The 20,379-nt window shown below is 70.8% G+C and carries 12 protein-coding genes and 3 pseudogenes; 10 read left to right on the forward strand and 5 right to left on the reverse strand.

Annotation, left to right across the window (positions count from 1 at the left end):
• The first annotated feature begins 184 nt into the window (after window positions 1–184).
• Entirely contained in the window at window positions 185–703 is a 519-nt protein-coding gene (locus LRS04_RS09955) for a hypothetical protein (RefSeq protein WP_257819064.1), read from the forward strand.
• Window positions 700–3,083, forward strand: a pseudogene (locus tag LRS04_RS09960) (glycoside hydrolase family 3 N-terminal domain-containing protein). Before LRS04_RS09955 ends, LRS04_RS09960 begins: the two are co-directional and overlap by 4 nt.
• A 9-nt stretch (window positions 3,084–3,092) precedes the next feature.
• Here the strand turns inward: LRS04_RS09960 and LRS04_RS09965 are convergent.
• Together LRS04_RS09965 and manD are read right to left on the reverse strand one after the other, a co-directional pair.
• A pseudogene (locus tag LRS04_RS09965) lies at window positions 3,093–3,843 on the reverse strand (FadR/GntR family transcriptional regulator).
• A 66-nt stretch (window positions 3,844–3,909) separates the two neighbouring features.
• A complete protein-coding gene (gene manD, locus LRS04_RS09970) occupies window positions 3,910–5,121 on the reverse strand; it encodes a D-mannonate dehydratase ManD (RefSeq protein WP_257816232.1) in 1,212 nt (403 codons plus the stop codon).
• A 178-nt stretch (window positions 5,122–5,299) separates the two neighbouring features.
• On the opposite strand from manD, the pseudogene LRS04_RS26765 reads away from it, so the two are divergent.
• Window positions 5,300–5,437: pseudogene (locus LRS04_RS26765) on the forward strand (hypothetical protein); the annotation flags it as partial.
• A gap of 82 nt (window positions 5,438–5,519) precedes the next feature.
• Complete coding sequence (locus tag LRS04_RS09975) at window positions 5,520–7,367, forward strand: alpha-glucuronidase family glycosyl hydrolase (protein WP_308238111.1); 1,848 nt, start codon at window positions 5,520–5,522, stop codon at window positions 7,365–7,367.
• 271 nt (window positions 7,368–7,638) lie between these two features.
• Here the strand turns inward: LRS04_RS09975 and LRS04_RS09980 are convergent, their stop codons facing one another.
• Window positions 7,639–10,560, reverse strand: a complete 2,922-nt coding sequence (locus LRS04_RS09980; RefSeq protein ID WP_257816233.1) for a TonB-dependent receptor — start codon at window positions 10,558–10,560, stop codon at window positions 7,639–7,641.
• A 312-nt stretch (window positions 10,561–10,872) separates the two neighbouring features.
• Between LRS04_RS09980 and LRS04_RS09985 the strand changes: the two genes are divergently transcribed.
• The gene (locus LRS04_RS09985; RefSeq protein WP_257816234.1) at window positions 10,873–11,925 is read left to right on the forward strand and encodes a LacI family DNA-binding transcriptional regulator; all 1,053 of its coding nucleotides are present in this window, start codon (window positions 10,873–10,875) and stop codon (window positions 11,923–11,925) included.
• A gap of 161 nt (window positions 11,926–12,086) precedes the next feature.
• Here the strand turns inward: LRS04_RS09985 and LRS04_RS09990 are convergent, their stop codons facing one another.
• On the reverse strand, window positions 12,087–12,971 hold the full coding sequence (locus tag LRS04_RS09990; protein ID WP_257816235.1) for a polysaccharide deacetylase family protein: 885 nt from the start codon (window positions 12,969–12,971) through the stop codon (window positions 12,087–12,089).
• A complete protein-coding gene (locus LRS04_RS09995) occupies window positions 12,968–14,209 on the reverse strand; it encodes an SGNH/GDSL hydrolase family protein (RefSeq protein WP_257816236.1) in 1,242 nt (413 codons plus the stop codon). Before LRS04_RS09995 ends, LRS04_RS09990 begins: the two co-directional genes overlap by 4 nt.
• An 86-nt stretch (window positions 14,210–14,295) precedes the next feature.
• On the opposite strand from LRS04_RS09995, the gene LRS04_RS10000 reads away from it, so the two are divergent.
• The 5 genes from LRS04_RS10000 to LRS04_RS10020 are packed head-to-tail and all read left to right on the forward strand — an operon-like array spanning window position 14,296 to window position 20,281.
• The gene (locus tag LRS04_RS10000) at window positions 14,296–15,441 is read left to right on the forward strand and encodes a fumarylacetoacetate hydrolase family protein (RefSeq protein WP_257816237.1); all 1,146 of its coding nucleotides are present in this window, start codon (window positions 14,296–14,298) and stop codon (window positions 15,439–15,441) included.
• Entirely contained in the window at window positions 15,438–16,877 is a 1,440-nt protein-coding gene (locus tag LRS04_RS10005; protein ID WP_257816238.1) for an aldehyde dehydrogenase family protein, read from the forward strand. Before LRS04_RS10000 ends, LRS04_RS10005 begins: the two co-directional genes overlap by 4 nt.
• On the forward strand, window positions 16,868–17,638 hold the full coding sequence (locus LRS04_RS10010; protein WP_257816239.1) for an SDR family NAD(P)-dependent oxidoreductase: 771 nt from the start codon (window positions 16,868–16,870) through the stop codon (window positions 17,636–17,638). Before LRS04_RS10005 ends, LRS04_RS10010 begins: the two co-directional genes overlap by 10 nt.
• The gene (locus tag LRS04_RS10015; RefSeq protein ID WP_257816240.1) at window positions 17,635–18,507 is read left to right on the forward strand and encodes an SMP-30/gluconolactonase/LRE family protein; all 873 of its coding nucleotides are present in this window, start codon (window positions 17,635–17,637) and stop codon (window positions 18,505–18,507) included. The genes LRS04_RS10010 and LRS04_RS10015 overlap by 4 nt, the downstream gene beginning before the upstream one ends.
• Window positions 18,500–20,281, forward strand: coding sequence for an IlvD/Edd family dehydratase (locus LRS04_RS10020; protein ID WP_257816241.1), 1,782 nt, complete (start codon window positions 18,500–18,502; stop codon window positions 20,279–20,281). The genes LRS04_RS10015 and LRS04_RS10020 overlap by 8 nt, the downstream gene beginning before the upstream one ends.
• Window positions 20,282–20,379 lie beyond the last annotated feature (98 nt).

Genomic DNA, 20,379 nt, shown 5'->3' on the forward strand with positions numbered 1-20,379 from the left:
TACAACATCGGGCGGGAGACCTTCCTGCTGCCGGTGACCTGGAAGGACGGCTGGCCGGTCATCCTGCCGGACGGCGAGGCGATCCCGCAGGTGCGCGCCCGGCCGGGGTTGAAGGCCGACGGGCCGCAGGGCGGGGGGCGCCTGGCGGGAGGACTTCGCCGGCGCGAAGCTCGGGCCCGAGTGGATGACGCTCAGGACGCCGAAGGAGACCTGGAGCCGGGCGGCGGATGGGGCCCTGGTCCTCCGGGCCCGGAACGTGGCCCTGGGTTCGCTCGGCCAGCCGTCCTACTGGGGGCGGCGCCAGCAGCATCTCGGCGCCGAGGCGACGACGCGGGTGGACTTCCGCCCGGCCGGCGACGGCGACCGCGCGGGGCTGGCCGCCCTGCAGAGCGAGGACTTCTTCTACCTGCTGAGCGTCGGGCGCGAGGGCGGCCGCGAGGTGGTCCGCCTGGAGAAGCGGGCCGGCAAGGGCGACCCGCCGCACGGGGTGACGGTGGCCTCCGCCGCCATCCCCGCGGGCCGGCCCGTGGACCTGAGGATCACCGCCCGCGGCGGGGCCTACGACTTCGCCTACGCCACCGAGCCCGGCCGCTGGACGACGCTGGTGGCCGGCGCCGACGGGACGATCCTCTCCACCCACACGGCCGGCGGCTTCGTCGGCGCGACCTTCGGCCTCTACGCCTTTTCGGACGGGACCCCATGAGCGAACAGACCCTGACCCGCCGCCAGATGGGCGCGAGCCTCGCCGCCCTGTCCGCCGCGCTGGCCGCGCCGGCCGCCGCGCAGAACGCTCGGCCGCTCTACAAGGACCCGAAGGCCCCGATCGACGCGCGGCTGGACGACCTGATGGGCCGGATGACGCTGGAGGAGAAGTGCGCCCAGCTCGTCGGCATCTGGCTGAAGAAGGAGACCATCCAGACGCCCGAGGCGGAGTTCTCGCCCGCCAAGGCGTCGGCCGCCTTCCCGCATGGGCTGGGGCAGATCTCGCGGCCGTCGGACCGGCGGGGCGCGAGCCAGGGACCGCACGCCGGCGCCGCGGCCGGCACCGTCAACCGCACGCCGGCGGAGACCGCCCGCTACATCAACGCCGCCCAGAAATGGGCGGTGGAACAGACCCGGCTCGGCATCCCGATGCTGATGCACGAGGAGGCGCTGCACGGCTATGTGGCGCGGGAGTCGACCTCGTTCCCGCAGGCTATCGCGCTGGCCTCGAGCTTCGATCCGGAGCTGGTGGAGAAATGCTTCGCGGTGGCGGCCCGGGAGATGCGGGCGAGGGGCGCGAACATCACGCTCGCCCCCGTGGTCGACGTCGCGCGCGACCCGCGCTGGGGCCGGATCGAGGAGACCTATGGCGAGGACCCCTACCTGGTCTCGGAGATTGGGCTGGCGGCGATCCGCGGCTTCCAGGGCCGCACCCTGCCGCTGGCGAAGGACAAGGTGTTCGTCACGCTGAAGCACATGACCGGCCACGGACAGCCGGAGAGCGGGCGCAACGTCGGCCCGGCCCAGATCGCCGAACGGACGCTGCGCGAGAACTTCTTCCCGCCGTTCGAGCGGGCGGTGAAGGAGGGCAACGCGCGGTCGGTGATGCCGTCCTACAACGAGATCGACGGGGTGCCGAGCCACGCGAACAGATGGCTCCTGACGACGGTGCTGCGCCAGGAGTGGGGGTTCGACGGGGCGGTCATGAGCGACTATTTCGCGATCCGCGAGATGGTCACGCGGCACAAGATGTTCGCCAGCCTGGACGACGCCGGCGCCGCGGCGCTGAAGGCGGGCGTCGACGTCGAGCTGCCGGACGGGGAGGCGTGGAACGCGCTGCCGAAGCTGGTGGCGGAGGGCAAGGTGACCCAGGCCGAGGTGGACACGGCCGTCCGCCGGGTGCTGCGGCTCAAGTTCGAGGCCGGCCTGTTCGAAAATCCGTGGGCGGACGAGAGGCGCGCCGACCGGCTGACCGCGACCCCGCACGACGTGGCGCTGGCCCGCGAGGCGGCGCGCAGATGCATGGTGCTGCTGAAGAACGACAAGGGGCTGCTGCCGCTGGATGGGGGGAAATCCGCCGCCTGGCGGTGCTGGGGACCCACGCGCGGGACACGCCGATCGGCGGCTACAGCGACATCCCCCGCAAGGTGGTGAGCGTGCTGGAGGGGATCCAGGCCGAGGCGAAGGGCCGCTTCGAGGTGGAGTACGCCGAGGCCGTGCGGATCACCGAGCAGCGGATCTGGGCGCAGGACGAGGTGAAGCTCGTCGACCCGGCGGTGAACGCCCGGCTGATCGCCGAGGCGGTGGAGGCGGCGAAGCGCGCCGACGTGGTGGTCATGGTGCTGGGCGACAACGAGCAGACCAGCCGCGAGGCCTGGGGCGACGACCACCTGGGCGACCGGGCGTCGCTGGGCCTCGTCGGGCAGCAGGAGGACCTGGCCCGGGCGATCTTCGACCTCGGCAAGCCGACCGTGGTGGTGCTGCTGAACGGCCGGCCGCTGGCGGTGACCCTGCTGGCCGAGCGGGCCGACGCCCTGGTGGAGGGCTGGTACCTCGGCCAGGAGACCGGCCACGGGGTGGCCGACGTGCTGTTCGGCCGGGCCAATCCGGGCGGCAAGCTGCCGGTGACCATCGCCCGCAACGTCGGCCAGATCCCGCTCTTCTACAACGCCAAGCCGACGGCCCGGCGGGGCTATCTGATCGACGACTCGACGCCGCTCTACCCGTTCGGCTTCGGGCTCTCCTACACGACCTTCGAGATCGGGGCGCCGCGGGTGGCGAAGGCCGTGGTCGGCGCCGGCGAGACCGTCCGTATCGAGGTCGACGTCGCCAACACGGGCGCTCGCGCCGGCGACGAAGTGGTGCAGCTCTACCTGCGCGACGAGGCGGCCTCGGTGACCCGGCCGCTGATGGAGCTGAAGCGGTTCCGGCGGGTGACGCTGGCGCTGGGGGCCCGGACTACGGTGGCCTTCGAGCTGACGCCGGCCGACCTCGCCGTCTGGAACCTGGAGATGAAGCGGGTGGTGGAGCCCGGGGTGTTCACGGTGATGGCCGGGGCGAACTCGGCTGAGGTGAAGTCCGCCCAGTTCACCGTGGCCTGAGGCGGCGGCCTAGATCGCCACGCGCTTGGCGATCTGGCTGCGGCGGGCCTTGCTCTCCTGCTGGGCGCGCTCCATGGCCTCGGTCTCGGTGGCGTGGAGCAGGTGCTCGATCACGCGCTCCAGGTGGTCGCGCATGGCCTGGCGGGCCGCCGCGGGATCGTGGGCCTTCAGGGCGTCGAGCACCTTGCCATGCTCGGCGATCCGCGGCTCGAGGCCGAGCGCCGCGGGCGCGGGTCAGGATGTTGCGGGCCAGCGGCGAACGGTTGCGCAACTCCCACAGGTTCTCGATGGTGGCGATGATCGCGCCGTTCCCGGTGGCGCGGGCGATCACCATGTGGAACTCCTTGTCCGCGTCCTCGCCCTTCAGCTCGTCCTCGTCGGCCATCAGCGTCAGCAGGCGCTTCAGCTCGGCGAGGGAGTCGGCGTCGATGGTGGCGGCGGCCAGCGCGCAGGCCTCGCCCTCGAACAGACGCCTGGCCTCGATCAGCTCGAAGGCGCCGATCTCGAAGTCGTAGGCGGCGGCGGTCAGCGGCGCCTGGGCGCGGGTGACGTAGATGCCGAGGCCGTGGCGGGCCTCGATCATGCCCAGCATCTCGAGCGCGATCAGCGCCTCGCGCAGCGTCGGCCGCGACACCCCGAACTGCTCGGCGAGCTCGCGCTCGGTCGGCAGGCGCTCGCCGACCTTGTATTTGCCGGTCTCGATCTCGCCGGCGATCTGGTCGGCGAGGCGGCGGTAGAGCTTGCCGCTGGGGGCCGCCATGACGTCTTCAACCTTGGGCGACGCGCGCCCCGGGGCGCGCTTGGGAGACTGCACCATAGCCGAACGTCACCAGTCGTGCATGGAGCCGTCCTCGCGACGGGCGACGGGCAGGTAGGCGCGGCGGTAGGGATGGCGGGCGGCCGCGGCCTCGTCGATCTCCACGCCCAGGCCCGGCGCGTCGCCGGGGTGCAGCATGCCGTCCGCGAAGCTGTAGGCGTGCGGGAAGACCGCATCGGTCTCGGCCGTGTGGCGCATGTACTCCTGGACCCCGAAGTTCGGGATCGACAGGTCGAAGTGCAGGGCCGCGGCCATGGCCACCGGCGAGAGGTCGGTGGCGCCGTGGCAGCCGGTGCGCACGCCGTAGAGCTCGGCCAGGTGGGCGATCTTCTTCAGGTGGGTGAGGCCGCCGGCGTGGACCACGGTGGCGCGGATGTAGTCGACGAGCTGCTCCTCGATGAGCTGCTTGCAGTCCCAGATCGAGGAGAAGATCTCGCCGACGGCGATCGGCGTGGTGGTGTGCTGGCGGATCAGCCGGAAGGCGGCCTGGTTCTCGGCCGGCGTCGGGTCCTCCATCCAGAACGGGCGGTAGGGCTCGAGGTCCTTACCCAGCCGGCCGGCCTCGATGGGGGTCAGGCGGTGGTGGATGTCGTGCAGCAGGTGGACGTCCCAGCCGAGCGCCTCGCGGGCCCGGCCGAAGAGCTCGGGGACGACGCGCATGTACTTCTCGGAGGACCAGACGGTCTCCTTCGGAAGGTCGCTGTCGGCCGGCTCGTAGAACAGCTTGTCCTTGGAGACGCCGTAGGTCCCGGCCATGCCCGGCACGCCGGTCTGCAGGCGGATCGCCTTGTAGCCCAGGGCCTGGTAGTCGCGGGCGGCGGCCAGCGTCTCGTCGATGGTCTCGCCGTTGGCGTGGCCATAGACCATGACGCCGGTGCGGCAGGCGCCGCCGAGCAGCTGGTAGACCGGCAGGCCGGCGATCTTCCCCTTGATGTCCCACAGCGCCATGTCGACGGCGGCGATGGCGCTCATGGTGACCGGCCCGCGCCGCCAGTAGGCCCCGCGGTAGAGGTACTGCCAGATGTCCTCGATCTGGTGGGACTCGCGGCCGATCAGGCAGGGGATGACGTGCTCGCTGAGGTAGCTTTCCACCGCCAGTTCGCGGCCGTTCAGGGTCGCGTCGCCGATCCCGGTGACGCCGTCCTCGGTCTCGATCTTGAGGGTGACGAAGTTCCGCCCCGGACTGGTGACGATGGTCTTGGCGGCGGTGATCTTCGGCATGGACGCTTTCACGGAGGCGAGCAGGGGCGGCGCGCGCCCGGGCCGGCAGCAGCGGCCGGTCCAACCTAGCCGACGGTCCCCTGTTGTCAATCAGGTGGTCTGACCAATAGAAGAAGAGTGTGCAGACCAAAGGGAGGATGCCGTGCGGTTGAGCCTGACGGGAGCGCTGCTGGCGCTGATGGCGGTTCTCCTGGCCCCGGCGGCTTGGGCCGAGGACGGCTACGACCTGTGGCTGCGCTACCGGCCGGTGGAGCCGCAGGCGGCCGGCGCCTATCGCGCGGCGCTGGGCCCGGTGGCGGCCGAGGGCGGCTCCCAGACGCTCGACGTCGCCGCGGCCGAACTGCGGCGGGGGCTTTCCGGCCTGCTGGGCGCCCCGGACCCGCGGGCGCCCTCCGGTCGTGCTTCGCGCGGGCGGGGCTGGACTGCCGGGCGGCATCGGCCCCGAGGGTTATGTCATCCGCAGCACGACGGTCGACGGCCGGCCGGCGACCGTGATCGCCGGCCAGACCGACCGCGCCGTGCTCTATGGCGCCTTCCATCTGCTGAGGCTGGTGCAGACCCGCCAGCCGGTGACGGGGCTCGACATCGCCTCGGCGCCCAAGGTGAAGGTTCGCGTCCTCAACCACTGGGACAACCTCGACCGCAATGTGGAGCGCGGCTACGCCGGCGACAGCCTCTGGGACTGGCACAAGCTCCCCGGCTGGCAGGACCCGCGCTACGTTGACTACGCCCGGGCCAACGCCTCCCTGGGCGTCAACGGCACGGTGCTGAACAACGTCAACGCCAAGGCCGACAGCCTGACGGCGCCCTACATCGCCAAGGCCGCGGCGTTGGCCGACACCTTCCGGCCCTACGGCATCCGGGTCTATCTCTCGGCCCGGTTCTCGGCGCCGATCGAGATCGGGGCCCTGAAGACCTCCGACCCGCTGGACCCCGCGGTGCGCGCCTTCTGGAAGGCCAAGGCGGACGAGATCTACCGCGCCATCCCCGACTTCGGCGGTTTCCTGGTGAAGGCCAATTCCGAAGGCCAGCCCGGGCCGCAGGACTACGGCCGCACCCATGCCGACGGCGCCAACATGCTGGCGGAAGCGGTCGGTCCGCACGGCGGGATCGTCATGTGGCGGGCCTTCGTCTACTCCGCCGAGCAGCCCGAGGACCGGGTGAAGCAGGCCGCGAACGAGTTCGTCCCGCTCGACGGGACGTTCGCGCCGAACGTCATCGTCCAGGTGAAGAACGGGCCGCTGGACTTCCAGCCGCGCGAGCCCTTCCACCCGCTGTTCGGGGCCACGCCGAAGACGCCCCTGATGCTCGAGGTGCAGCTCACCAAGGAATACCTCGGCTTCGCCACCCACCTCGCCTACCTCGGGCCGATGTGGGAGGAGGTGCTTGCCGCCGACACCTGGCGGCGCGGCAGGGGCTCGACGGTCGCCAGGGTGGTCGAGGGCAGGGTGTTCCCGCAGGCCCTGACCGGCATGGCCGGCGTCGCCAACATCGGGACCGACCGCAACTGGTCCGGCTCGCACTTCGACCAGGCCAACTGGTACGCCTTCGGGCGGATGGCCTGGGACCCGGACGCCAGGGCGCGCGACATCGCCGAGGACTGGGTGCGGATGACCTTCTCCAACGACCCGGCCTTCGTCGCGCCGGCGGTCGGCATGATGATGGGCAGCCGCGAGGCGGTGGTGAACTACATGACGCCGCTCGGCCTGACCCACCTGATGGCGACCGGCCACCACTACGGCCCGGGCCCCTGGGTGGACAACCTGGAGCGCGCCGACTGGACCCCCGTCTACTACCACCGGGCCGCCGCCGACGGCATCGGCTTCGACCGCACGAAGACCGGCAGCGACGCGGTCGGCCAGTATGCGCCGGAGGCCGCGAAGGCCCTGCTGGCCGACGAGCGCCACCTGCTGTGGTTCCGGCATCTGCCCTGGGATCACCGGGTGCGCTCGGGGCGAACGCTCTGGGACGAACTGGTCGTGCGCTACGACCTGGGGGTGTCACAGGTGGGGGAGATGCAGCGCACCTGGGCGTCGCTGGCGCCTTACGTGGATCCCGAGCGCCATGCGGAGCAGGCGGCCTTCCTGGCGATCCAGCGGCAGGAGGCCCAGTGGTGGCGCGACGCCTCCGTGGCCTACTTCCGGACCTTCGCCAGGCGCCCGCTCCCGGCCGGCCATGCGGAGCCGCCGGAGAGCCTGGAGCACTACCGGTCGCTGAGCTTCCCCTACGCGCCCGGGCATGACTGAGGCGGCGGAGTGCGGGGGGCTTCGCGGGCGGCCCTCTCCCTACCCTCTCCCTCTCCGCTTCGCGGGGGAGAGGAGTGGAGCTGCCAGGCCTGCGCCAGAACCTCCTCTCCCCCGACCCCGGCGACCGCCGGGGGAAGAGAGGGAGAGGGTAGGGAGAGGGCCGGGGGCTGCGCCGTCAGCTCAAAAGGAAGAGGGCGGCGCCGGGTGGCGCCGCCCCAGGGGGACCTTTTCTCGGGGGGAGGGAGAGAAGGTTTATCCGTAGGCGTAGGTTCTAGAACTTCCCGCGGATGCCCAGGAGGATGGTGCGGCTGCCGCTGTAGAAGGACTGGGTGGCGTTCGGCCAGACGAAGGCCGTGCGCTGGTCCTCCTTGGTGATGTTGATGACGTCGAGGGTGATCCGGGGCTCGGTCAGGAAGCCCTCGAACTGGTAGCCGGCCGACAGGTCCCACTGGCCGTAGGCGTCGTTGCGGAACCGCGCGGGGATCGGGGTCCCGCCCTCCGGATTGGGCAGGGTGATGCCATTCTCGGGTCCCGCCGAGCCGGTCTGCCTGGCGTTGTAGACGTAGGAGACGCGGATCGAGGCCGGGCCGTGATCGTAGTAGCCGGTCACGTTGTAGGTGTAGGGCGAGACGCCGACCGCCACCGGCGGCGCGCCGGCGCCCGACGCGCTCTGATAGATCCGCGTGTAGTTGGCCTGGAAGCCGAGGCCGTCGAGCAGGAAGCTCAGCGGCTGCACCCAGTTGGCCTCGTAGCCGCGGATGGTGAGCGTGCCGCCGACGTTGATCTGCTGGCGGACGTTCACGGTGGCGGAGTTCGGGCCGCCGCGGTTGTTGATGGCGGTCTGCTGGGTGGCGGTCAGCGACTCGAAGGGGATGCCGAGCTGGCTGAACGGGATGGTGGTGGTCCCCACCTGGGTCCAGCCCGAGATCACCTTGTTGAAGCCGACGATGCCGACGTAGCCCTCGGCGCCGGTGTACCACTCCGCCCCGATGTCGAAGTTGTTGGAGAAGAAGGGCGTCAGGTTCGGATTGCCCTGGTTGGCCTCCTGGGCCGACGGGTCGGAGAAGGTGGTGCCGGGCAGCATGTCGGCCGGGTTCGGCCGGGTCAGGGTGCGCGAGGCCGACAGGCGCAGGTTCACGTCGTCGCGCACCTGGAGCACCGCGTTGAATGAGGGCAGGTAGGCGTCGTAGCGCGACTTGCGGGTCTGGAACTCCGTGGTCTGAACACCGGCCACCGTGAAGGTCACCGGCCCGGTGATCTCCTGCTCGGTGGAGACGTAGCGTACGCCGCCGTTGAAGCGGAGCTGCCAGGCGCCCACGTCGGTCCGGCCGTTGAACTCGGCATAGGCGCCCTTGGTGTTCTCGTCGATGACGCCGGAGCGCGCCGCCGTGTTCGCCGAGGCCGAGAACGGCGCGGTGGAGGCGAGCTCCGAATAGTTGGTGTCGGCGAAGAACCGGTCGTAATCCACGGCCACGAAGCCATAGGGGCCGGGCTTCAGATAGCTGGCGAGCGCCGAGGCTGGCACGGCCGAGCCGGCCTGGCCGTTGCACGGCGGCTGCGGCGCGGGCGCCGGCTGGAACACGCCCCCGCCCCCGCAAACGAGCTGCTGCCAGCGGGCCGAGTTGTCCTGGGCCATGATGCTGCGGCTCGCCTGGTCCCAGGCGACGCCGGCCTTCACGTTCACCGCGTCGGCGTCGCCGAACAGGGCGTCGAGGTGGGCGGCCTTGGTCTTGGTCACCCGCCGCTCGTTCTGGATGTTCACGCGGCCGCCGCCGGTCCACACCCAGCCCAGGGCCGGATTGTTGAGGTCGGCGTTGGTGACGATGTTCGGATAGGGCTTGCCCGGGTTCTCGTAGTCGACGTTGATGCCGACTCCGAGCGGCGAGTTGAAGAGCACCGTCGGGCTCTCCCGCAGGAACTCGCTCTTCGACATGTTGAACTGGCCGTCCACCTGGATGAAGTCGTTGTATTGCCAGTGGAAACCGGGGTTCAGGTTAAAGAAGTTGACCTTCTCGTGGTACGGGCGCGCCTCCAGGAAGAACTGTGAGTTCAGGAAGTCGCCCGAGGTCACCACATGGTTGCTGTCGACCTGCAGGCCGACCGGGACCATGAAGTTCGAGTTGCGGCCGATCCAGTTCATGTCGACCCGGTCGAACTTGCGGATGCCGCGCCCCACCAGGGTGTCGAAATAGAGCTCCAGGTTCTCCATGGGCCGGAGCTGGAAGGAGATCAGGCCTGAGAGCCGGTCACGCTGACCGTCCGTGTACGCCGGCCGGCCGAGCCGCGGGATCATGGCGTCGGAGAGCTGCTGCAGCGTCAGGCCGGGGTTGAGCGCCAGCAGGTCGGCGTTGGTCAGGGGCGAGCCGACGGGACGCCCCGGCAGGCTGACGCCGGCCGGCACCGTGGAGGCCCAGTTGAAGTTGTTGCCGCCATAGATGTTGCAGCCCGTGCAGGTCATGTTGGCGTTCGACCAGCCGATGGTCTCGAAGCCCTCGGTGGAGATGTGGGTCCGGGCGCCGGCGAAGCCGACCAGGACGCCGAACTCGCCGACACCGGTGTCAAAAGTGTCGCTGGCAAGCAGCGAACCGCGCGGCCCCCACTTCTCCGCGGTCGAGTTGTAGCTGCCCTGCAGGGAGTAGGTGAGCTGGCGGTCGCCGAAGTCGAAGGGGCGGGCGCTGCGCATGTTGACGGTGCCTGAGACGCCGCCTTCCAGCATGGAGGCCGTCGGCGTCTTGTTCACGTCGAGCCGGGTGAACAGCTCGGTCGGGAACATGTCGAGGTCGACCTCCCGGTTCTGGCTCTGGCTGTCCAGGCGGCCGGTGGACGCCACCGCGATCTGGTTGCCGTTCAGCAGGATCTTGGTGAAGTTGGTGCCCAGGCCGCGGATGGCGATCTGCAGGCCTTCGCCGGTCACTTCGCGGGAGAGCTGCACGCCAGGGATGCGGTTCAGCGACTCGGCGAGGTTGGTGTCCGGGAACTTGCCGATGTCCTCGGCGAAGATCGAATCCTGGATGATGGTGGCGTCGCGCTTGGCCTCGGTGGACTGCTGCAGGCTGCGGCGGAAGCCGGTGACGACCACTTCCTCGACCGCGGCCTGGGCCTGGACTTCCGTGACCACCACGCCCGACAGGAATGTCGCGCCAAGCAGAATGGCCTTGATACGCGTGGACTGCTTCTTGTGTGAAGAGTTCATCATTCCTTCCCCATTTCGTGTGCTTTGCGGGCACTTGTTCTTTATTCGCGCGACAGCGCGTCGGCCGGCGTTTCGCCGTGTCGATTGACATAAAGTCTTAAGAACCGCTGCCTAGAACTCGATATGATAGCGGTCACATTGACAGTGGTACTGGGTCAGTCCTTTCGTGTCAATACGGTCTGACCGTTGGGCCGGTTGTGGTCTGACCAATACTTGGCGGCCCTGCGGTTGCAACCTGGGCGGGCTTGAGGTGCGCCGCGCAGTGGGACAAAGACGAGACAGGGCGCGCCGCCGCCGCCCGGGAGGTCGTGCTTGGAGCAGAAACCCGCCCGCCGTCAGAGGGGCTCGCTGACGATCCATGATGTCGCCCGGCGGGCCGGCGTCTCGCCGATGACCGTTTCCCGGGTGATCAACGGCGAGAAGAACGTGCGCGAGGCGACGCGCGAGGCGGTGAACGCCGCGATCCGCGACCTCAACTACCAGCCCAATCCCGCGGCCCGCAGCCTGGCGGGCGCCGACCTCATCCGCCTGGGCCTGCTCTATTCCAACCCCTCGGCGGCCTATCTCTCGGAGTTCCTGGTCGGCGGGCTCGACCAGTGCAGCCGGGCGAACATCCAGCTCATCGTCGAGAAGTGCGACGTGGAGGGCGCCGAGAAGGCCGCCGCGGAGAAGCTGGTGGCCTCCGGCATCGACGGGCTGATCCTGCCGCCGCCGCTCTGCGACTCGGAGGCGATCGTGAAGGTGCTGGCCGCCTCGAAGGTGCCGGCCGTGGCGGTGGCGACGGGACAGCCGCCGCCTGACGCTGCCGCGGTGCGCATCGACGACTTCGCCGCCGCCCAGGCCATGACCCGCTACATCCTGTCGCTCGGCCACCGGCGGATCGGCTTCATCAAGGGCCATCCGAACCAGACGGCCAGCGGCCAGCGGCTGGAGGGCTACCTCGCGGCGCTGGCGGAAGCGGGCGTGGCGGCGGACCAGGACCTGATCGTCCAGGGCTACTTCACCTACCGCTCGGGGCTGGAGGCGGCGGAGGCGCTGCTGGCCCTGCCGGAGCCGCCGACGGCGATCTTCGCCAGCAACGACGACATGGCCGCCGCGACCGTGGCGGTGGCGCACCGCCGGCACCTGGACGTTCCCGGCGACCTGACGGTCTGCGGCTACGACGACACGGCCCTGGCGACGACCATCTGGCCGGAGCTCACGACCATCCGGCAGCCGGTGGCCGACATGAGCCGCGAGGCGGTGAACCTGCTGGTCGAGGAGATCCGCAGCCGCCGGGCCGGCGAGGTCGCCAAGCATCCGCACGCGCTGCTGGACTACGAGCTGATCCTCAGGGAGTCCGCCGGGCCGCCGAAGCGGAGGTAGGGCTCGGTCTACCTTCGTCCTCACCCGTAGGGGAGGGGGGACCGCCGAAGGCGGTGGAGGGGGAGCGCTGCAAGCACGGCAGATGGGGCTGGCCCCCTCCACCACGCTACGCGCGGTCCCCCCTCCCCCAAAGGGGGGAGGACGAAGCGGTACGCCGCCCCTCAGCGGCACACCTTGTCGAGCGCCTCCCAGGACCAGGTGCGGGGCGGGACCGGGACGCCCTTCGCCTCGGCCACGTCCTCCAGCATCGCCCGCCCGGGTGAGGCGGCGGCGGCGAGGTCGTCCTTGTAGTAGGGGTCGGCCATGACCGTCTCCAGCGGGGCGAGGGTGACGTCGCGGTCGCGGTAGAGGGCGAGCAGCTTCGGCAGCATGCGGGCGTCGAAGGCGCCCACATGCATCAGCAGGACCAGCGGGATGCGGCGGCCGTAGAGCGTCTCCGACATCTGGCGGGCGCGAGCCAGGCTGGCGTCGGCGGCGGCGAGGAAGCTGTTCTCCAGCGAGGTGATGGCGGCCACGTCGCCCTTGGCCATGCAGCGGGCGTAGGGGGCGTTCCAGGCGTAGTCGTCGAAGGTCAGGGTCACGGACGCGATGCGGTAGCCGCGGGCCCGGAGCAGGTCGCGGGCGCCGGCCCTGAGCGCCGGCGTGTCGCCCTCGACCAGGAACGGATAGCGGAACCACTTCCAGTCACCGCCCAGGGCCTCCAGCACCGGCTCGTTGCGGAGCAGGTCCTCCTTGAAGACGGCGAGGTCGCCGAGGCGCTTGTGGGCCCAGGTGTGGTTGCCGACCGGATGGCCGGCGGCGCGCCAGAGGCGGAGCGGCTCCGGGCCGGTCTCGGCCTCGCCGGCGGCGTTGACGAAGCCGTAGGCCGGCGGGGCGTCGGCGTCGGCCAGGGGGCCGAGGATGCGGGCGAGCACGCCGGTCCGGCTCTCGCCGGGCGGCAGGTCGCTGTGCACCGGCAGGTCGTCGAAGGTGAGGGCCATCTCCTCCGCCGCCGCGGGCGCGGCGAGGAGGACGAAGACGGCGCAGGTCGCGATGAAGGCTCTCACGGCAGGAACAGCTCCAGGGGAATGGCGGCGGCCATGGCGCGGTAGCCGGCCAGCGACGGGTGCAGGCGGTCGCCGGAGTCGAGGTCGGCGCGCATCCGGTCGGGCCGGGCGGGGTCGCGCATCAGGGCGTCGAAGTCGATGACCGCATCGAAGGCGCCGGGCCGGCGGATCCAGGCGTTGATCGCCTGCCGGTCGGCCTCGTTGGCGGGGCCGGGGTTGTAGACCGGGGTCCCGGCGAACGGGAGGATGGTGGCGCCGATCACCTTGATCCCCCGGGCCCGGGCGCGGGCGGCCATCTGGGCGTAGGCGCCGGTGATCTCGTGGACGAGGCGGGCGTGCGCCTCGGCGCCGACCGGGCCGTCGCGGGTGAGGGTGCCGAGGTCGTTGACGCCCTCCAGGATGATCACGAAGCGGACGCCGGGCTGGGCCAGCACGTCGCGCTCGAACCGGGCCAGCGCATTGGGGCCGAGCTCGTCCTTCAGGACGCGGTTGCCGCCGATGCCGTGGTTGAGGACGCTGAGGTGGCGGGTGCGGGGGTCGGCCTGCAGGCGCTCGGCGAGCGCGTCGGGCCAGCGGTCGTCGCGGTCCGGGCCGACGCCGAAGCCGTCGGTGATGGAATCCCCGAAGGCGACGATGGCGGCCGCCTTGGCGGTCGCCGGCACGTCGACCCCGGCGAGCTGGTACCAGTGGACCACGGGCTTCGCGCCCGGCAGGTCGGCGGCGGCGGTGTGGTCGCCCTTCACGGTCCAGGAGGTGGTGCGCGAGCCGGGGTGGCTGGTCTGGCGGGCCGGCGCCTTCGGCAGGTGGAGGCTGATCGCGATGCGCTCCAGCGGCTTCACGGCGAAGGCGACGGGATCGGAGGTCCAGTCGGCGCCGGCCGGGACGGTGACCGCGGCCTGGCCGTGGAAGGTGACGGCGCGGGTCGTCGCCGGGTCGATGGCCGGCGAGCCCGGCGCCACGGGCCTGGCGACCTGCACCGCCGCGACCGTCAGCGGCTCGGTCCCAAAGACGTTGGTGACTCGGATACGGATCTGCGGGCCGCCCTGGGTGACGCGGACCACCTGGCGCAGGGTGGCGTCGTCGAGGTCGTCCTTCGGGAGCTCGTTGCGGGTCTCGGGGACCTGCTGGGAGGCGGCCCAGGCGCCCACCCATTTCGGGGGCGGCGCGGCGGCGGCGGCCGGCGCCAACAGGCCCGCCGCGAGGGCGCAGCCGACGAGCCAGCGTACCGGTTTTCCCATGCTCATTTCCTCCCGCCAGCGTGTTCGCCTTGACAGTCGGGCACTCTGATTGATAGCGCTACCAAAAATCAAGGGAGGTCTGACCAATGGGAGGGGGCGCGACGCATGCGTCGGCGGCATGTCTGCCTGCCGACTGGCAGGACGCCGTGCTCGTGGGCCGGATCCAGACCCCCGCCGGGGTGAGCCCGGTCGTGATCCATGGCGGACGGCTCCGCGACGTTTCCCAGGGCGCGCCCACGGTCTCCGATCTCCTGAACCGCTGGACCGGCGAGCCGCCGGCCGGCGTCGACCTCGGCCCCGTCGAGGACTTCGATTTCGCCGCCCAGCCGCTGCTGGCCCCCGTCGACCTGCAGTGCGTCAAGGCGGCCGGCGTGACCTTCGCCGTCTCGGCGGTGGAGCGGGTGATCGAGGAGCGGGCGCGCGGCGACGCCAGCAAGGCCGAGGCGATCCGCGGCGACCTGCGCGACCGAGTCGGCGCCGACATCCGCTCGGTGCGCCCGGGATCGGAAGAGGCGGCGCGGCTGAAGGCGGCGCTGATCGCCGACGGCCTGTGGTCGCAGTATCTGGAAGTGGCCATCGGGCCGGACGCCGAGATCTTCACCAAGGCGCCGGTGCTCGCCTCGGTGGGCCACGGGGCGCTGATCGGCGTGCGCTCGGACAGCGCCTGGAACAACCCCGAGCCCGAGGTGGTGATGATCGTCGACGGGCAGGGCCGGGCGCTCGGCGCCTGCCTCGGCAACGACGTGAACCTGCGCGACTTCGAGGGCCGCTCGGCGCTGCTGCTGGGCAAGGCCAAGGACAACAACGCCTCCTGTTCGCTGGGCCCGTTCATCCGCATCTTCGACGCGGGCTTCACGGTCGACGACGTCCGCCAGGCGGAGGTCGAGCTGACCATCGAGGGCCAGGACAACTACCGGCTCGAGGGCCGGAGCCGGATGAGCGAGATCAGCCGCGATCCCCTGGACCTCGTGCGCCAGGCGATGAGCGAGCACCAGTACCCGGACGGCTTCGCCCTGTTCCTCGGCACCCTGTTCGCCCCGACGCAGGACCGCGACACCCCCGGCTCGGGCTTCACCCACAAGGTCGGCGACGTCGTGCGGGTCGCAAGCCCCAGGCTGGGCGTTCTGGAGAATGAGGTGACGACCTCGAAGGCCGCCCCGCCGTGGGCGTTCGGCCTCTCCGACCTGATGCGGAACCTGGCCGGACGCGGCCTGCTGGAGTCCCCGCGATGAGCCCCCAGACGCTACCCCAGTTCATCGGCGGCGAGCGCGTGGGCGCCGACGCCTCCGGCGAGAGCCGCAACCCGTCCAACACCGACGAGGTGGTGGCCCGGGTGCCGGCCGGCGGCAAGGCCGAGGTGGACGCCGCCGTGGCCGCTGCGAAGGCCGCCTTCCCGGCCTGGTCCGAGGCCTCGCCGGAGGTGCGCTTCGACCTGCTGGACAAGGTGGGCGACACCATCCTGAAGCGGCGCGAGGAGATCGGCCGGCTGCTCTCCCGCGAGGAGGGCAAGACGCTCCCCGAGGGCATCGGCGAGACGGTGCGGGCGGGCCGGATCTTCAAGTACTTCGCCGGCGAGGCGCTGCGCCGCCACGGCCAGAACCTGGAGAGCGTGCGCCCCGGGGTGGAGATCCAGACCTACCGGCAGGCGGTGGGCGTCTACGGCATGATCACGCCCTGGAACTTCCCGATCGCGATCCCCGCCTGGAAGACCGCGCCGGCGCTGGCGTTCGGCAACACGGTGGTGCTGAAGCCCGCCGGGCCGACACCGGCCACGGCCGCGGCGCTGGCCGAGATCATCTGGGAATGCGGGGCGCCGGCCGGCGTCTTCAACATGATCTTCGGCCCGGGCTCCATGGGCGCGAAGCTCGTCGAGCACCCGGACGTGGACGGCGTCTCGTTCACCGGCTCGCAGGGCGTCGGCGCGGGCGTGGCGCAGGCGGCGGTGGCGCGGCAGGCGCGGGTGCAGCTCGAGATGGGCGGCAAGAACCCGCTGGTGATCCTGGACGACGCCGACCTCGACCGGGCGGTGATGGTGGCCCTCGACGGCAGCTTCTACGCCACCGGCCAGCGGTGCACGGCGTCCTCGCGGCTGATCGTGCAGGACGGCATCCACGACCGGTTCGTGGCCGCGCTCGCCGAGAAGGTCGCCGCCCTGAAGGTCGGCGACGCGCTGGACCCGGCGACCCAGATGGGCCCGGCGGTCAGCGAGGACCAGATGGAGACCAGCTACCGCTACATCGACATCGCCAGGTCCGAAGGCGGACGGGTGGTGATCGGCGGCGGGCGGCTGAAGCTCGAGACGCCCGGCTGGTACGTGCAGCCGACGCTGATCGCCGACACGGACAAGGCGATGACGATCAACAACGAGGAGGTGTTCGGGCCCGTGGCCTCCACCGTCCGCGTGAAGGACTACGACGAGGCGCTGGCCGTCGCCAACGGCGGCGAGTTCGGCCTCTCGGCCGGGATCGTCACGACCTCGCTGAAGCACGCCAGAGATTTCCAGAGGAGAGCCAGGGCCGGGATGGTGATGGTCAATCTGCCCACTGCGGGCGTCGACTACCATGTGCCGTTCGGCGGCACGAAGAAGTCCAGCTACGGCCCGCGCGAGCAGGGGTTCGCGGCGGTCGAGTTCTACACCCAGACGAAGACGGCGTACTCATGGGCATAAACGTCGCCGCCGCCGCCCAGGCGGCCGTCTATCCCAGCCTGAAGGGCAAGCGGGTCGTCATCACCGGCGGCGGCTCCGGCATCGGCGCGGGCCTCGTCGAGGCCTTCGCCGGGCAGGGCGCGGAGGTGCATTTCCTCGACGTGCTGGAGGCGGAGTCCGAGGCGCTGGTGAAGGATCTCGGGGTCTCGCCGATCAAGCCGGTGTTCCACCCGTGCGACCTCAAGGATGCCGACGCGATCGCCGCCTGCTTCGCGAAGATCGGCCCGGTGCAGGTGCTGGTGAACAACGCCGGCAACGACGACCGCCACAGCCTCGACGAGGTGACGCCGGCCTATTTCGACGACCGGATCGCGGTGAACCTGCGCCACATGCTGTTCTGCACCAAGGCGGTTGTGCCGGACATGCGGAAGGCCGGCGGCGGGGCGATCATCAACTTCGGCTCGATCTCCTGGCACCTCGGCCTGCCGGACCTGGTGCTCTACGAGACCGCCAAGGCCGGGATCGAGGGCATGACCCGGGCGCTGGCCCGGGAGCTGGGCCCCGACGGGATCCGCGTCACCTGCATCGCCCCGGGCAATGTGAAGACCCCCCGGCAGATGAAATGGTACACCCCGGAAGGCGAGGCGGAGATCGTCGCGCAGCAGTGCCTCAAGGGTCGGATCGAGCCCCGCGACGTGGCCGCGCTGGTGCTGTTCCTGGCCTCCGACGACGCCCGTTTCTGCACCGGCCACGAATACTGGATCGACGCAGGCTGGCGATGAGCGCAACCACCGAGCCCGAAAGCGTCTATGCCGCCGACGCCGAGCTCGGCGAAGGCCCGGTGTGGATGGCCCGCGACGACGCCGTCTGGTTCGTCGACATCAAGGGTCTCCGGATCCACAAGTACGAGGTGACCACGGGCGCAGCCTGGAGCTGGGCGGCGCCGGCCCAGCCGGGGTTCATCGCGCCCTTGGCCGACAGCCGCTGGATCGCCGGCCTGAAGACCGGTCTGCACTATTTCGACCCGAAGAGCGGCCGCTTCGACCTCCTGGCCACGGTCGAGGACCCGAAGCTCGACAACCGGCTGAACGACGGCTTCGTGGACCAGAAGGGCCGGCTGTGGTTCGGCTCGATGCACGACGGCGAGACCAACCTGACCGGCGCGCTCTACCGGCTGGACGGCAGGACGCCGGTCCGCCAGGACCCCGGCTACTGCATCACCAACGGCCCGGCCATGAGCCCGGACGGGCGGACGCTCTATCACACCGACACGCTCAAGCGGGTGATCTACGCCTTTGACGTGGACGCCAACGGCAAGCTGACCGGCAAGCGCACCTTCGCTGAGATCGACGAGGGCTATCCGGACGGGCCGGCGGTGGACGCCGAGGGCTGCGTCTGGACGGCGCTGTTCGCCGGCCGCCACGTGCGGCGCTATTCCCCGAAGGGCGAGTTGCTGGAGAAGGTCGCGTTCCCGGTCGCCAACATCACCAAGCTGGCGTTCGCCGGCGACGACCTGAAGACGGTCTATGCGACCACGGCCTGGAAGGGCCTGTCCAAGGCCGAGCGCGAGGACCAGCCGCAGGCCGGCGCGCTGTTCCGGTTCGAGGTGGACGTGCCCGGCCTGCCGCAGAACCAGGTGCGGGATGTCTGACCGCGCGCCTGAGCGGCCGTTCCGATCGCGCGACTGGTTCGCCGCGCCCGGCCGCTCGGACATGACCGCCCTCTACCTCGAGCGGTTCATGAACTACGGGATCACGCCGGACGAGCTGATGAGCGGCAAGCCGATCATCGGCATCGCCCAGACCGGCTCGGACCTGTCGCCGTGCAACCGCATCCATCTGGAGCTGGCCAGGCGCACGCGCGACGGCATCCGCGACGCCGGCGGCATCCCGATGGAGTTCCCGGTCCATCCGATCTTCGAGAACTGCCGGCGGCCGACCGCGGCGCTCGACCGCAACCTCGCCTACCTGGGCCTGGTCGAGGTGCTCTACGGCTATCCGATCGACGCGGTGGTGCTGACCACCGGCTGCGACAAGACCACGCCCAGCGGGATCATGGCGGCGTCCACCGTCGACATCCCGGCGATCGTGCTCTCCGGCGGCCCGATGCTGGACGGCTGGCACGAGGGCGAGCTGGTGGGCTCCGGCACGGTGATCTGGCGCTCGCGCCGCAAGCTCGCGGCCGGCGAGATCGACGAGGCGGAATTCCTGCGCCGGGCGACCGACTCGGCGCCGTCGCCCGGCCACTGCAACACCATGGGCACGGCCTCGACCATGAACGCCGTGGCCGAGACGCTGGGCCTGTCGCTGCCCGGCTGCTCGGCGATCCCCGCGCCCTACCGCGAGCGCGGGCAGATGGCCTACGAGACCGGACGGCGGATCGTGGAGATGGCCTACGAGGACCTCAGGCCCTCGAAGATCCTGACGCGCGCGAGCTTCCTGAACGCCATCCGCGCGGTGAGCGCGCTCGGCGGCTCGTCCAACGCCCAGCCGCACATCGTCGCCATGGCCCGCCATGCCGGCGTCGAGGTCAGGCACGACGACTGGATGGTCCACGGCTACGACATCCCGCTGCTGGTCAACATGCAGCCGGCCGGCAAGTACCTGGGCGAGCGGTTCCATCGGGCGGGCGGCGTGCCGGCGGTGCTGAGCGAGCTGCTGGCCGCCGGCAAGCTGGACGGCGGCTGCCTGACCGTCACCGGGCGGACGATCGCCGAGAACGTCGCCGGCCGCACGGCCACCGACCGCGAGGTGATCACGCCCTATGACGCGCCGCTGAAGGAACGCGCCGGCTTCCTGGTGCTCAAAGGCAATCTGTTCGACTTCGCGATCATGAAGACGAGCGTGATCTCCGAGGACTTCCGCGCCCGCTACCTGAGCCAGGCGGGCCACGAGGGCGTCTTCGAGGCGAAGGCCGTCGTGTTCGACGGGTCCGACGACTACCACCACCGGATCAACGACCCGGCCCTGGGCATCGACGAACAGACCATCCTCGTCATCCGCGGCTCGGGGCCGATCGGCTGGCCGGGCTCCGCCGAGGTGGTGAACATGCAGCCGCCGGACGCCCTGATCCAGAAGGGGATCATGAGCCTGCCGACGCTCGGCGACGGGCGGCAATCGGGAACCTCCGACAGTCCCTCGATCCTCAACGCCTCGCCGGAGAGCGCGGCGGGCGGCGGGCTGGCGTGGCTTCGCACCGGCGACGTCATCCGCATCGACCTGAACGCCGGGACCTGCAACGCGCTGGTCGACGCGGCCGAGATCGAGAGGCGCAAGGCCGAGCCCGCGCCGCCGGTCCCGGAGAGCCACACGCCCTGGGAGGAGATCTACCGGGAGAAGACCGGCCAGCTCGCCGACGGCGGCGTGCTCGACATGGCGCTGAAATACCGGGGCGTGGCGGCGAAGACGCCGCGGCACAACCACTGAGAGCGCACGAAGCTTGACTATAGACAGCGCTGTCAGCCAACTCTGAGTAACGGCGTTCGAACGGCGACCAACCGCCGGCGAAGATTAGGAAACCGCGG

It is taken from the genome of Phenylobacterium sp. J367 (assembly GCF_024699985.1).
In the GTDB taxonomy this organism is placed as follows: Bacteria; Pseudomonadota; Alphaproteobacteria; order Caulobacterales; family Caulobacteraceae; genus Phenylobacterium.